9 protein-coding genes are annotated in these 13,656 nt (G+C 62.8%); 4 read left to right on the top strand and 5 right to left on the bottom strand.

Annotated elements, in window-relative coordinates:
* Positions 1–37 precede the first annotated feature (37 nt).
* Positions 38–475, bottom strand: coding sequence for an OsmC family protein (locus tag VJR29_14490; protein ID HKY64611.1), 438 nt, complete (start codon positions 473–475; stop codon positions 38–40).
* A gap of 70 nt (positions 476–545) precedes the next feature.
* On the opposite strand from VJR29_14490, the gene amrS reads away from it, so the two are divergent.
* From amrS to VJR29_14470, 4 genes are all read left to right on the top strand, one after another.
* Complete coding sequence (gene amrS, locus VJR29_14485; protein ID HKY64610.1) at positions 546–1,646, top strand: AmmeMemoRadiSam system radical SAM enzyme; 1,101 nt, start codon at positions 546–548, stop codon at positions 1,644–1,646.
* A 54-nt stretch (positions 1,647–1,700) separates the two neighbouring features.
* Entirely contained in the window at positions 1,701–3,473 is a 1,773-nt protein-coding gene (locus VJR29_14480) for a BamA/TamA family outer membrane protein (protein ID HKY64609.1), read from the top strand.
* Entirely contained in the window at positions 3,470–5,845 is a 2,376-nt protein-coding gene (locus VJR29_14475) for a translocation/assembly module TamB domain-containing protein (protein ID HKY64608.1), read from the top strand. Before VJR29_14480 ends, VJR29_14475 begins: the two co-directional genes overlap by 4 nt.
* Positions 5,846–5,910: 65 nt before the next feature.
* On the top strand, positions 5,911–8,259 hold the full coding sequence (locus VJR29_14470) for a hypothetical protein (protein HKY64607.1): 2,349 nt from the start codon (positions 5,911–5,913) through the stop codon (positions 8,257–8,259).
* Here VJR29_14470 and VJR29_14465 read toward each other — a convergent pair.
* From VJR29_14465 to VJR29_14450, 4 genes are all read right to left on the bottom strand, one after another.
* Positions 8,252–9,508 (bottom strand): M48 family metallopeptidase, encoded by a 1,257-nt coding sequence (locus VJR29_14465; protein ID HKY64606.1) that lies wholly within the window; start codon positions 9,506–9,508, stop codon positions 8,252–8,254. The genes VJR29_14470 and VJR29_14465 overlap by 8 nt on opposite strands.
* Positions 9,509–9,647: 139 nt before the next feature.
* Positions 9,648–10,427 (bottom strand): SAM-dependent chlorinase/fluorinase, encoded by a 780-nt coding sequence (locus tag VJR29_14460; GenBank protein HKY64605.1) that lies wholly within the window; start codon positions 10,425–10,427, stop codon positions 9,648–9,650.
* Between the two features lies 1 nt (position 10,428).
* Positions 10,429–11,094, bottom strand: coding sequence for a DUF4397 domain-containing protein (locus tag VJR29_14455; protein HKY64604.1), 666 nt, complete (start codon positions 11,092–11,094; stop codon positions 10,429–10,431).
* Positions 11,095–11,104: 10 nt separating this feature from the next.
* Positions 11,105–13,656: hypothetical protein (locus tag VJR29_14450; protein HKY64603.1), on the bottom strand; the 2,552-nt coding region annotated here is incomplete at its 5' end.

Genomic DNA, 13,656 nt, shown 5'->3' with positions numbered 1-13,656 from the left:
CAAAGCTTATTGGTCAGTCGCAGATCCTTCGCTTCGCTCAGGATGACAGGGGGACCAACTTACTCTCAATCCGGATCTCCGATTGCAGGGTCCGGGCCACCGGGCAGCGGTCGGCGATTTCGAGCAGTCGTTGGCGCTCCTCCTCGCTCAAATTTCCGATCAATTTGATTTCGCGCTGGATGAGGTCGATCTTGGAATTGGGGCTCTCGCAGTCCTGGCAATCCTTGATGTGCACCTTTTCGTGGTGCAGCTTGATCTCGATGCCGCGCAAATTATAGCCCTTGCGGTCGGCATAGAGCCGGACGGTCATCGAGCTGCAGGCGCCGAGGGCGGCGAGCAGCAGGTCATAGGGATTGGGGCCGGTGTCGGTCCCGCCGGCTTCGAGGGGTTCGTCGGCCAGGAGGCGGTGGCCGCCGGCTTCGATTTGCTGGTTGAGGCCCTTGGGGCCGGCCTTGACGAGGACTTCGGAAGCCATATTTCCTCCTTTGGCCGGAGCTGTTCCCGGCCCGGGAATTTTAAGGTATTTTGTGGTGAAGGGAAGCGATATGCCGAGCACCGTGCCCACCAAATACTGGCACCGTTTGGAAGACGGCCGCATCCAATGCGACACCTGCCCCCGATTCTGCCGCTTGAACGAGGGCCAGCGCGGCCTCTGTTTCGTCCGGATGCGCGAAAACGACCGGATCGTGCTGACCACCTACGGCCGCTCCAGCGGCTACTGCATCGACCCGATCGAGAAGAAGCCGCTCAACCATTTTCTGCCGGGCACGCCGGTCTTGAGCTTCGGCACCGCCGGCTGCAACCTCGGCTGCCGCTTCTGCCAAAATTGGGACATCAGCAAGTCGCGCGAGATCGACACCCTCTCCGATGAGGCCTCGCCCGAATTGATCGCCCGGGTCGCCGAGTCCCTGGGTTGCCGCAGCGTCGCCTTCACTTACAACGACCCGGTGATCTTCCTGGAATACGCCGTCGACGTGGCCCAGGCCTGCCATGAGCGCGGGATCCAAGCGGTGGCGGTGACCGCCGGCGAGATCTGCCCGGAGCCGCGGGCCGATTTCTACCGCTATATGGACGCGGCCAACGTCGATTTGAAGGGCTTCACCGAGGAGTTCTACGCCAAGATTTGCAGCGCCAAGCTCGAGCCGGTCTTGGAGACGCTCCAATACCTCAAGCATGAAACCAAGGTCTGGTTCGAGATCACGACCTTGCTCATCCCCGGCTTGAACGACTCCGACAAGGAGATCGAGGAAGAGACCCAGTGGATTCGGGAGAACCTTGGCCCCGACGTGCCGCTGCATTTCACCGCCTTCCATCCCGACTACAAAATGCTCGACCGGCCGCCGACGCCGCCGGCGACCCTGACCCGGGCCCGGAGCATCGGCCTCAAGAACGGCCTGCGTTACGTTTACACCGGCAATGTCCATGACGGCGACGGCGGCAGCACTTATTGCAGCGCTTGCGGCAAACTATTGATCGGCCGCGATTGGTTCGTCCTGACCGCTTGGAACCTCGACGAGCAGGGCCGTTGCAAATACTGCTCGACCCCGCTGCCCGGGGTCTTCGAGGCCAAGCCCGGCCGCTGGGGCGCCAAGCGGGTGCCGGTCCGTCTGAAGGACTTCGAAAAAAGATCGCTGTTGGTTTTCTAGGATCCTCCCCTACTAAGATTCGCCCTCATTCCAAGCTTGTGTTAGAGCCGGGTCGTGCGGACTCCGAGGCTCCATCGCGTCGCTTTCCCGCTGCTGGCCTTGGTCATAGGCTTGCCGACCCCAAGCCGAGGGGCCGATCGCCTTCGGAGCTTCGACCTCTGCCCCAATGGCCGGGTCCGGCTGGTCGCCGGCAAGAACCTCAAGTTCAATAACCTCGAAAAAATCTTCATTTGCGGCGATCCCAAAGAAAAGGCCTGGGAGCATATTCCGCTCAGCCAGGCTAAGTTTCATCTCGGCACCTTTCTCCAAAGCCGAGGCTACTTCACACCGGTCTTCAGCGAGGAGGGCGACGGCTTGGTCGTCTACCCCGGCACCCGCAGCCGAGTCAGCGGGTTTCGGGCCGAGAATGCCCCGCCCGAGCTCAAGCCCAAGCAGCGGCGGCTGGTGAGGGGCCGGGTGCTGACGCCGAAGTTCCTCGACCACATGGAAAACTGGGCCCGATCCCGGCTCCAGGCCCGGGGCTATCCCTGTGCCCGGGTCGAGAGTCGGGCCAACATCGACTCCGGCGAGGTCGTGCTCGAGGTCGACGCCGGCGAGAAGCAGGTCTTGGGCTCGATCGAGGTCGAACCGATCGACAAGATGGAATCGGGGGTCTTGCGCCGCTTCGACGCCTTTCGCTTCGGCAAGACTTACAACAACGATTGGCTGGCCTTGAGCGAACGGCGCATCGAGGAGAACGGCCTGCTCCAAAGCAGCTACTTCACGCCGAACTGCGACAAGCCGCCGGGGCCCGAGGGTTTTTCGGTCACCCAGCATACCTTCGCCGGCAAGCCTCGGCTCTTGCATTTCGGCTTCGGCGCCGACACCGAGGAATACGTCATCGTGAAGGGCGATTGGACTCACACCCGGATGACGCCGAAGGCCTGGCGCTTCAACGTCAACGTTTACGCTTCCTACAAGCGCCAGGAGCTGAACGTCAGCCAGGCCTTTTATTTCTTCAAGCCCGAGTCCCGGCTCCACTTCCTGCCCTTGGCCAAATTCGAGCACCGCCGCGAGACCCAGTACCACTACCTGTCGGGCGACGTTCAGGCCGCGATGGCGACGAGCTGGGATTGGCAGAACGTCGGCCTCGAGCTCACCGCCGGGCCGGATTTGAACTACACCGACACCTTCCGCGGCGCCCAACCCGGTCTGACCCGCTTCCTCACCCTGGAATATGACGCCAAGCTCACCAGCCACGGCTTCGAGTTTTGGCAGACCAGCCCCCGCACCGGCTTCTACGTCCGGCTGCAGGGCGGTTTCGGCTCCAGCGACCTGCTCTCGGAGATCAGCGCCCAGCGCTTCGAGCTCGACTGGCAGTACCTCTACACCGTCAAGGGCTGGGACCCGCCGCTCTTTATCCTGGGCCTGCGCGGCGGTTTCTATGGGACCTTCATGGACCGCAATGCCGAGAACCTGGCCAAGCTGCCGCCGAACTACCGCTACTACCTGGGGGGCTCGAGCAACCTTCGGGGCTTCGAGCGCGAGGAGCTGCCCGGTCCCGACGGGGCCTTGAGCGCCGCCTTCACCAGCTTCGAGCTTCGAGTGGCCAATTGGATCCCTTACGGCATCCAGCCCCTGGCCTTCGTCGACGTCGGCGTCTTGGGCGACCAGGCTTTTCGCTTCGACGCGCCGATCTATTATTCGCCGGGCTTCGGCCTCCGCTACGAGTCGCCGGTCGGCGTCTTCCGCACCACCTTTGCCTGGGGAATGAAGAGCAGCGAGGCCGACGCCAATCCCGACAACACCCACTTCCAATTCTTTTTCGGATTCGGGGAGGAATTTTGAAGGTCTTGAGAGTCTTGGGCAAATCCTTGCGAGTCTTGGTCGTGACAGCGGCGATCCTGCTGGCCTTGCTGGCGGCCGGCGTCTTCTCGGTCCTGAAGTGGCCGGAGCTGCTCTTCAATCCCAAGGCCTTTCGGATCGGCGCGGCGATCGCCGGCCGCTTCGGGGTGATCTTGGCCTGGGATCAAGCCCGGATCCAGGTCCAATCGAAGCGGCTGCTCCACAAGCGCTTCGATTTCGGCTTCGACAATTTCTGCTTCAACCTCTCGACCAACCGTTACCAGGGCTGCATGGGCGAGCTGCGGATCGTCGCCGAGGTGGCTTGGCTCGGCGGCGGAATCAAAGTTTTGGAAGTCGGTCCGCTGAAGATGAGCCAAGCCGATCTCTCCCTTTACCTGGTGCGCAAGCCCGAGGAGCGGCCGCCGCCTCAGGAGGAAAAGCCCTTCAACCTCAACGTCCCCGACTTAGTCCTGCCGGAAATGTTGAAAGCCACCTATTTTCATCCGATCTCGCTGCAATGGAAGCGGCTGACGGTTTGGCAAGAGGACAAGATGCTCTTCACCGGCCCCTTGAGCCTGGAGATGCAGCCCGATTCGCTGGGCCGGCCCCAGTCCTTGAGCCTGCGGCTCGAGCTCGAGGAAGGCACCGATCTGCCGGCCGGCCATTTGAGCGCGAGCTTGGAATCGCCTTCCAATTTCTGGCTCAACGACTGGAAGCTTCAAGCCAGCGCCGACGCCGCCTTGAAGGGCAAGGGATCGGGCCGGGCCGACATTCGGCTGGCACCGATCCAAGCCAAGGTTTACTCGGTGGGAATCCAGGCCGTCGGCGAGGCCGGCAAGCTCAAGGCCAACGTCGATTTGAACGCTCGCCTGAGCGAAGGCGACCTCCAGGGCCGCTTGAGCGCCGAGGCCCGGGGCTTCTCCCGCCAAGTCCACGGAGTCTTGGCCCAGGCCTGCGACTTCCACGTCCGCCAGCTCTCGCGGCGCGACCGGATGCGCTTGAACTTGAATTGTCCCATCCGAGTCGACGTCACGCCGGTGCGCCTGCCCTCGCCGGCTCAGACCAAGCTGGTGACGATCCCGCAAAACCTCGATTTCATCCTTCGGACCGAGCTCGAGACGCGGTTCCTGCCTTCGCTGGAGGCACCGGTGGCCGGCAACCTCGAGCTCGAGATGGTTCCGATCTCGCAGCAGCTCGTGACCTTCAAGGGCAACACCAAGACCAAGTTCTCGGGGGTGCCGGCGGATTATCCCCGGGGCTGGACCGTGCTGACCGATCTCGATTTCTTCGCGACCATTCCCCGCTTCCAAAAACTGGTCGAGGTCTTGGACAAGACCGCCTATGCGGTCTTCGCTCCGGTGAACGTCCTGGACGGGGAAATCGAGCTCGGCCTCTCCGGCCGGACCGACTTGATCCGGACCAAGGGCAAGCTGCCGCTGGTTTTTCGCACCCGGCTTAAGTCCGCGACCCAGGCCTTCGATAGCGATGGCCAGGGCGAGGTCGAGTTCGAATGGGTCAAGCGGGGCACCACCACCGCTCAATTGCTCTTGGACATCACCTTGACCGAGGCCAAATTGGTCCTGCCGCACTTGGGCTTGCAAGCCCTGCCCCAGATCTTTCCCGACAACCGGATGATCGATCCGAAAAAGGAGGTCAAAGCCGCCCAGGCCGATGTGAAGTATCAAATCAAGGTCCGAACCACTCCCGAGGCGCCGGCCCGGCTCTTCTCCAACTTGAGCAAGGACTCGGTCCCGCTCTACCTCGATGTGACGGCCGACAACTCGAAGCTCGGCGGCACCGTCAAGATCGGCAAAACTCCGCTCTCAATCTTGCGGCGCAACGTCTCGATCCAGGAGTTCGCCATCACCTTGGCCGACCCGACCGACTTCAGCCAGATCAACGGCACCCTCCGGGTCGACTACTCCAACTACGACATCGACCTGATCGTCCTCGGCACGATGAAACGGCCGCGGGTGATCTTCCAGAGCCACCCGCCGCTCTCCCAAGAGGAGATCATCTCGGTCCTGATCTACGGCCAGCCCTACGACTCGCTGGACTCCAGCCAATCCAACTCCGTCGGCAACGTCGCTTCGGCGGTGGCCGACCGGGCCTTGCGCCTCAGCTCGCTCTTCCTCTTGGCCTCGACCCCGGTGGAAAGCGTGGGCTACGACCCGGCCACCGGCTACGTCTCGGCCCGTTTCCGGCTCGGTGGGGCCACTTCCTTGGAAGTTGGCACCCAGGAGGGCCACACCCAAAAGGTGGGGCTCCGCAAGAACGTCGGCGGCAACTGGATCATCAACACCTACATCGAGAACGACAGCGACGAGGGCTCCCAGCGCGGCGGGGCTTTTTTGGACTGGTACAAGCGCTATTGAAGGGCCGCGCAACTTTCGGTAATAGGCGGCGAAAACGCTACAAATCGTCCCATTTGAGGTTCCGGGTGCACTTACGATCTATTTCCAACGGAGGATCTCCGGCCTTCGCCGCCGAGCTTCGCTCCCTCGAGGCCGAACGCGATCCCGAGCTTAAAGCCGAAGGCTTGTATCATCTCGCCCGCCGGGCCGAGGCTCGCAGCCAATACGGCTTGGCCGCCCAGCTCTACCGCCGCTTGGAGGGCACGCCGCTGGCCGGCCGCGCCGCCGAGCGCCTTCGGGTCTTTGGGGGCGAAGGAAGTTTGGGCGACCGCGCCGAATTCCTGCTCCAGAATTTCAGCCGCGAGGCCTTCGATCCCAGCATGCTCTTCGCGATGGGCAGCGCCGGCGCCCTCTTCAAGGCCACCCGGCTCCTGACCCTTTCGCGCCTGGCCGCGTCGCCGGCCGCGACCTTCACCCGCGGCTTTGCCGCCCGAGCCCTGGCTTCGACCGCCGGCTTTGGCGTCGAAGCGGTTGCTTTTCCGGCCGCCGGCCGCTTGGCCCACCTGGCCCTGGGGCAGCCGCAGGATTGGAGCGCCCGCGCCTTGGGCCACGACTTGGCGGCCAGCTTCCTGGTCCTGGGCGGCATGAAACTCGGCGGCTTCGGCGCCTCGAGCTTGGCCCAAAGGATCGGGGGATCCCAGCTTTCGCCGCTGACCCGCGGCCTTTTCAACCAGAGCGGAATGTTCGGCGGAATTTTGCTCGGCCAGCGCTTCGAAGAGCTGGCCGGGCTGCGCCAGCCGGTCTCCGGCGCTTCCAGCATGGTTGACGCCTTGGCGCTCTTGCTCAACTTCAACGTCGCCGGCCGCTTGCTCCACGGCGCGATGGGCGAGGGCTTTCGCCGCTGGGAGCGGCAGGTCGAGATGCAGACTCAAGCCTTATCGCGACCTCTGTCAAATCCCCCCCTTTTTCAAAGGGGGGTGGGAGAGCTCTTCGGATTGAGGATTCCGGCCTGGGCGGCCGTCGGAGCCGGCGAAGCCCCGCCTCCTCCGCGAAATTTCATGATGATGAAGGGCGAGGGTGAATTCCCGGTTCGCCGGCTGCCCTGGCAGCTTGAGGCCAGCCTGCTCGCGATGCGGAGCCGCGATCCCCGGGTCTGGGAAGGCCACTTGGCCTTGCTCGAAAACACTTTTCTCGAGGCCAAGCTTCCGCCCCGGGACTATGTCGAGCTTTACCAGCGGCTCCAAGCCGTGCTCGGTTACGAGAACGATCATTACAACCGGAAGATCGCCGAGGTCCTGAACGAGCTGCTCTCGCGAATTCCCATGAGCAAGCGCGGACCTCAGCAGCTCTTCAACCTGATGATCCATATCGACCGCTTCCCCGATCACAGCCTCGGCGACACCATGGCCTCCTGGATGCGGAATCCGGGATTGGAATCGGATCACCGGCGCCGGATCCTCCAGCTCATCGAGGACATCTTCACCGATCAACCCAAGGATTACGGCGAGGAGGCCATGGCCACCCTATCTTCGCAGTGGCATCGGCTTCGGGTCGAGGGACGGCATTTTCAGCGGGCGGTGAGGGCAGCCTTTCAATTCGTGCGCGATTGGAACGCGTGGTTCGATCCCAATCTTGATGGCTTGAACTTGGCGCGGATGGCTTTGTTGGATCCCCAAACCAGTCCCCATATGCGCGAGGTGCTCATCAATAATTTGCAATCCGCTTTGCACAATCGGGACCTGCTCAGCGCCCAAAGGATGAAGACCTTGAGGACCTTGGAAGAGTTGGCCGCGCGGCCCGACCTCAACGACGAGCAGCAGGCGATCTTTTCCTCCCGGCTGCCGATGTGGCGCAATGAGCTTCTTCGTTTCAATCTCCAGCGGATTGAAGCCGATCCCATTCCCCACACTTCCGAGCTCGCTTACCTGATGAACCAAGAATATGTTTCGAAGGCTGAGAAACGGCGCCTTGCCCAGGCCTTGCAAAAGGCCTTTTTCCAAGCCGGGCCCGAGTCCCAGGTTTACAACATGATCGTCGAGGATGCCCTCGGCTACATCCGAAATCCGGAGCTCTCGCCGGAGATGCGCCAGACTTTCGCCATCGTCTTGCTGCGGGCGCTCAATGACTCGGCCTCGGTGGACCTAAGAGGCGTTCGGTTGCTCGCCATGCAAGGCAACCAAGCATTCCTGATGGAGCGGCTCGGCCTCCTGCCCGAGGAGGAACGAGTCGGTTTGGCCAACCGCCTGATCGACGACCTCGGCCAGCGCGGTCCCCAAGCCGAGCAGGCCGCGCTTTTGCTCGGCACCTTGACCCGGATGATCGCGCCGAGCGAGGCCCTGCGAAAGCGCTTGACCCAGATCCAGTCCACTTCCCAAAGCCTGGACGCCCGCGAGGTCGCCGATTTCATCCTGAGCCGCTGGGAATCGATCAATTAGGCAAGGCCGCGATGGCTTCGGCCCGCTCGCTCGTCGTGGGATGGCTGTAATGATAGAAGCTGTACCAGGGGTGGGGCGTCAGGTTGCTCAAGTTATCGCGCGAGAGCTTGACCAGCGAGGATACCATGCCGGCCTTGTCGCCGTTGACCTCCACCGAGAATCGATCGGCCTCGTACTCGTTGCGCCGCGAAATCCACTGAAAGATCGGATTGAAGGGAAAGGCGAAGACCGAGCTGAGCAGGCCGAAGAGGACGAAGCCCACCGGCAAGCTGGGCTCGGGCACGCCGAAGGCCTGAAAGAAGGCCGGCCAACGCAGGCAGAGGCTCAGCAAGTAAAGCGAAAGCAAGGTGGTCGCCGAGGAGAGCAGCAGCCCCTTGAGGATGTGGCGGCGCTTGTTGTGGCCCATCTCGTGGGCGATGACCGCGACGATCTCTTCCGAGGATAGGCTCTTCAGCAGGGTGTCGAAGAGGACGATGCGCCGGGTCCGGCCGACGCCGGCGAAGAAGGCGTTGGAATGGGCCGAGCGCCGCGAGCCGTCGATCGTGAAGATGCCCGACATCTTGAACTTCACCTTGGCCGCCAGCTCGCCCAGCTTGGACTTCAGCTCGCCCTCGGGCAAGGGGCTGAACTTGTAGAAGAGCGGCGCGAAGAGCACCGGGAAGAGGGCGGCGGTCAAGAGCTGGAAGGCCATCAGCACTCCCCAAGCCGCCAGCCACCACAGCGATCCCAAGGTCGGGACCAGCCAAAAGATCAAAGCCAAAAGCGGGACGCCCAGGATCAGCGAGAGCAGCAGGCCCTTGAGCTGGTCGAGGACGAAAGTTCCGGCGCTCATCCGGTTGAAGCCGAACTTCTCCTCCAGCACGAACTGGCGATAGAGGCCGAAGGGAAGGTGAAGCAGGTAAACCATGGCTCCGAGCGCGAAGGGATAGGCGACTTGGTGGAGCAGCGAGCCCGGCGCCAGCCAAGCCCCGAGCCAGAGATCGAGGCGGTGGAAGAAGCCGGTCAGAATGAAAGCCCAGATCAGGACCGCATCGAAGCCGGCTTTCACCCAGCCGAAATGAGTTTTGGCCCGGGTGTAAGCGATGCTCTTTTGATATTCCTCCCCGCCGATTTTGCCCTCGAAGAGCGCCGGGATCCGGTCACGGTGACGCTCGGCGTGGCGGAGGTTCAGCCAATCGAGGCCGAACTCGACGAGGGCATAGGCGAGGTAGAGCGAGAGGAAAAGCCAGAAGAACCAGTGAGGGTGCATAACCGGATCTCTTTACCCCCCTTTGAAAAAGGGGGGTAGGGGGGATTTAAAGCGGCAGTAATTTATCGAACGGCATCGATCGGCAAGCCGGCGTTTTAAATCCCCCCTGGTCCCCCCTTTTTCAAAGGGGGGAATAGATTTACAAATGAATCCTCAAAATCTCCCCCCGCGAGAGCTGCAGCAGCGATTCGACCGAGCCCTGCTTGACCGAAATTTCCAAAAGCTGGCTGCTGCCGAAGATCAGGAAGGGATGGCCGGCCGGCGCCGCCGCGTAATGATCGCATAACCCTTCGAGCTCGATGCCGGCGACTTCGACCTTCAAGCTCGCTCCCTGATGATGCCGGGCCAGATAGCTTCGGCTCAAATTGCTGACCGCCGAGCCGAAACGGTCGAAGGCCAGGATCTGGCCCCGGATCTCCTTGGCCTCCCGCTGGGGGAGGAAGGCCGGAAGCCGCTCGTAGCCGGTGAGCTCGGGACCGAAGAACTCGCCGGCCAAGCCCTGGCTTAAGTGGGCCGCCACCGGAGCGAAGATGTCGCGGCCATGGAAGGTCGAGCTGGTCGGTTGGAGGAAATACTTGTCGTTCTTCAGCTCGATGATCCGCCGGATCTTTTGCTCGGCCAAGGCCATCGAGAGCAGTCCATTGTCCGGCCCCAGAAAAAAATAATCCTCGGTCTCGACCAGGATCGCCCGCCGGCTGCCGCCGACCCCGGGGTCGACCACCGCGACGAAGACCGTCTTGCGCGGAAAATAGGAAAAGGCCTGGTAGAGCCTCAAGCCCCCTTCGACCAAGTCGAAAGGCGGAATCTCATGGCTCAGGTCGATGACGGCGGCGTTGGGCGCCAAGCGGGCGATCACGCCCTTCATGGCCGCGACATAGCTGTCCCGCAGGCCAAAATCGCTGAGCAAGGCAATGGGCATCTTAGAGCCGATCCGGCAGGAACACGATGCTCGGCGGCAAGCCGCCGCCGGCTTTGTCGACCGCGACGCCGGTGCGGACCTGGCTCGAGCTGATCACGAAATTGCCGGTATCGATCACCACGGTCTTGGTGCCGGTCAGGGTCGCCCGGACCTGGTAGGTGTTGGCGCCGACGATCAGGTAGTCCGAAGCCTCGCCGAAAGCCAAGTCGCTGAGCAGCGGGTTGACGCCGGACAAATCGGTGCCGGGATTGGTCAGGTAAAAATCGAGGGCGCCGGAGCTGGGCGAGGCGTGGACGAAGCGGACCTTGGCGGTGCTTTCCTGGTCGATGCTGTTGTTGTCGACCAGCAGGAGCGCATCCATGCTGGCGGCGCTGCCGAGGGCGATCAGGGTGTAGTCCTGGTTCTTGGTCAGGCTGGCCGGGGTTTCGGCCAGGGTCCGGGAAGTGCCGGACTGATTGAGCCGGATCGTCGTGTTTCCGGCGTTGACCTCGCGGTATTGGACGAAGGTTTCGGAATCGATGTCGAAGAGAACGACATCATTGTCGAAGAGGACGTCCAAGGCCGGACCGTCGGGCGAGGCATTGAAGAATTGAAGATTGGCCCCATCGCTGCCGCAGCCGGCCAGGATCAGGGTCAAGACTAAGGTAAGGCGCCGTAAGAATTTCATTTTCCCTCCGCTATCGGAATGCCCGGTCGAGGGTATTTACATACCCCAAGGACTCGATCAATTGGACGCTGGGCGGGTGAAAGGCCAAAACGTCTTTCCAACCATAGCTCGGGAGCTCACTTCGGTCCAGCGCCGCGTCGAGGATGCCCTGGGAGGAATGGTCATAGACCCGGTCGAAGGGCAGTCGGCTCAGGACCGGGGGCGGCAGGTGGCCGTCGGCCACCAGGGTGATGAAGGAAGTGAGGCGATGATGGCCGTCGACCAGCAGGCTGTAGCCGGAGGGCGCGGCGGCCCCGACGAAGGGCGGATGATTGGCACGGTCCAGGTCGACCGAGGTCATCGCCTCGCGCAGGCTTTCGCGGGTCGGCATCTGGCCGGGCCGCCAGCCGTCGAAAATCAGGGAGCGAAAGATCCGCTCCCGCATCTCCTCCACGGTTTTCAAATAATCGCCGGAATTCTTGTAACGGAAGACGTGGTGGATCGGCAAAACCTTGCCAAGGTCGAGCTCGACCGGCTCGATCCGGGGATTGGGTTTCTCCACCTCCAAGACCTTGAGGACTTTTTCCTGCCAAGGGGCGAATTCGCGCAGGTATTCAACCGATCTCGGCATGGTCCGGGGCCAGTCGGAGGCGCTCAGGTTCAAAGCCTCGGCCAGGGCCGGAGCTTCGGGATGGGCCAATCCTTTCAGCAAATAGCCCGCCATCGGCAAGGGATTTTGCGAGGGCCGGCGGCTCCGCGAGCTGGAGATCAGCAAAGTCTTTTCCTCGGGCAGCAGCTCCTCGCCCATCTGCTGGAGCTTGCGGGCCAAGGCTCGCCGCAGGCCTTGAGGGGTGGTCGCCTCGGCGGCCTTCTCCTCCAGCTTGAGGAAGAGCTCGATCTTCCGCTCGACGCTGTTGAAGGCCGGCGAGGTGAAGAGGAGGTTCTCGGCTTGGCGCAGGATGGTTTCGGGATCGCCGGCGGCCAAGCCCCGCTCCCAGCGGTGGAGAAAGGTGGCCTGCTCGATGGGATCGAGCTTCTTCCACAGATCGCGGAAATGGGAAGTCTCGACCAGTAGCGCCGAACGAAGGGCCGGGTCGGCGGCATCGAAGAGGGTTTCGAGCTGGCGGATCAGCAACTCCCGGTTTTGGGGGGATAGGAGCTCGAGATGGTCGTAAAAACGGATCAGGACGCCCTTCACCATGCCCGGCGAAGCCTTGGGCAAGTTGAGCAGGACCTCCCGGGCGAGGAGGTTCGATGCGGTTGGCTCCAGCGCGGCCAGCGACTTGCCCAGGGCTTCGAAAAAGAAAGGCGGCGGGACCAGGCCGTAATCGGCGGTCAGGGACTTGCGCAGCGCCGGCAGCAGCTTGCGGCGCTCGCCCGCCGGGATTTGCTCGAGCATGACGCAGAAACTTTTCCAGATGGCACCCTGCATGAGGGGATTGGCGCTCGGCGCCAAGTCCAAAAGGCCGCGGGCCCAGGCGATCAAGCGGGTGGGGCCGAGCTGGGGCGCCAGCATGTTCAGCAGGTCGACGGCCTTCCGGCCCATGCCGATCTCTTCCGACGCCAGCTGTTGGCGTAAGTTCTTGAGCAGGGTGTTCTGGCCGGCCTTGCCGAGGCGCTCGTAGAGCGGGAGGACCCAAGTCGGATCCTCGAAACCCCGGCGCGATTCGACCAAGGTTCGTTTCAGGCTCAAGGCCGCCATCTTGCCCATTGGTTCGGGCGCGATTTTGTCGCCCGATTCGATCAGGCTTTTGGCGAAGGTCGGCACTTCATCGGCCGGCATTTGCTTCAGCCAAAACTGGTATTGCTGGACCCGCCCCTGGAATTCGGCCGGCCCGCAGATATCCAAGGTTTGCCACCAGGCCGGCAGCATTCCGGCCCGATCCTTGGGCTGGGCCACGCTCACCAACCGGTCGAGAACCAGGAAGAAATGGTTCATTTCCTGGGGCTTGAGTCGGCTCAGCTGGGTTTTGAAGTCGACCAGAAGGTAAGCCCGGATTCCCGTCTTCTCTTGGCCCATCCGCTTGACCCTTTGGATCAGGTCCTCGGTGAGGGTCGGGGCCTTGCCGCCTCCGCCACCCCCGCCGAAGCCGTCGCCGGGCGCCGACATGAAAAGTCCCGGAAGCTTGGCGTCGCCGGCCATGGCCAAGGCGGCCGGGAATGGGAGGGTGGGGCGAGCCTGGCGCTCCCGCAGCCGAAACTCCAGCTCGGCCAAAGTCCTCGTATAACCGGGGCCCAAGAGACGGTGGGCCAATTTGGCGCCCAGCGAAAGCGAAGCCGCGGCGGAAACCGACTCGAAGAGGGCGGTGCCGGCGTCGGTCTTTTCGCGCCAGCCCAAGTGCTGCTCGAGGCGATGGGCCGCAAAGAGTCCGCCGACCAGCGAGGTGGCGCCCAAGATCGGCGGGAGGGTCGGGGACTTCGGCAAAGAGCGGACGAGATTTTGGGATAGTCCGCCGGAAAACTTCAGCAGCCCCAGGCTGACCGCGGCCGAGGCCCAGTCCCGCCCGCCGGCCGCGCCGCCATGGCCGGTCAAGACGAAGGTCGAAAGCTCGGCGCCGAAGGGCAGGGCCAGGCCGATCGTCC

It is taken from the genome of bacterium (genome assembly GCA_035281585.1).
In the GTDB taxonomy this organism is placed as follows: domain Bacteria; phylum UBA10199; class UBA10199; order DSSB01; family DSSB01; genus DATEDP01.
This window is presented reverse-complemented; position numbering and strand designations above follow the sequence as displayed.

Bases quoted from the DNA above. Each gene is read 5' to 3' on its own strand.
- VJR29_14490 (HKY64611.1), bottom strand. From the start codon at position 475: ATGGCTTCCGAAGTCCTCGTCAAGGCCGGCCCCAAGGGCCTCAACCAG.
- amrS (HKY64610.1), top strand. From the start codon at position 546: ATGCCGAGCACCGTGCCCACCAAATACTGGCACCGTTTGGAAGACGGC.
- VJR29_14465 (HKY64606.1), bottom strand. From the start codon at position 9,508: ATGCACCCTCACTGGTTCTTCTGGCTTTTCCTCTCGCTCTACCTCGCC.
- VJR29_14460 (HKY64605.1), bottom strand. From the start codon at position 10,427: ATGCCCATTGCCTTGCTCAGCGATTTTGGCCTGCGGGACAGCTATGTC.
- VJR29_14455 (HKY64604.1), bottom strand. From the start codon at position 11,094: ATGAAATTCTTACGGCGCCTTACCTTAGTCTTGACCCTGATCCTGGCC.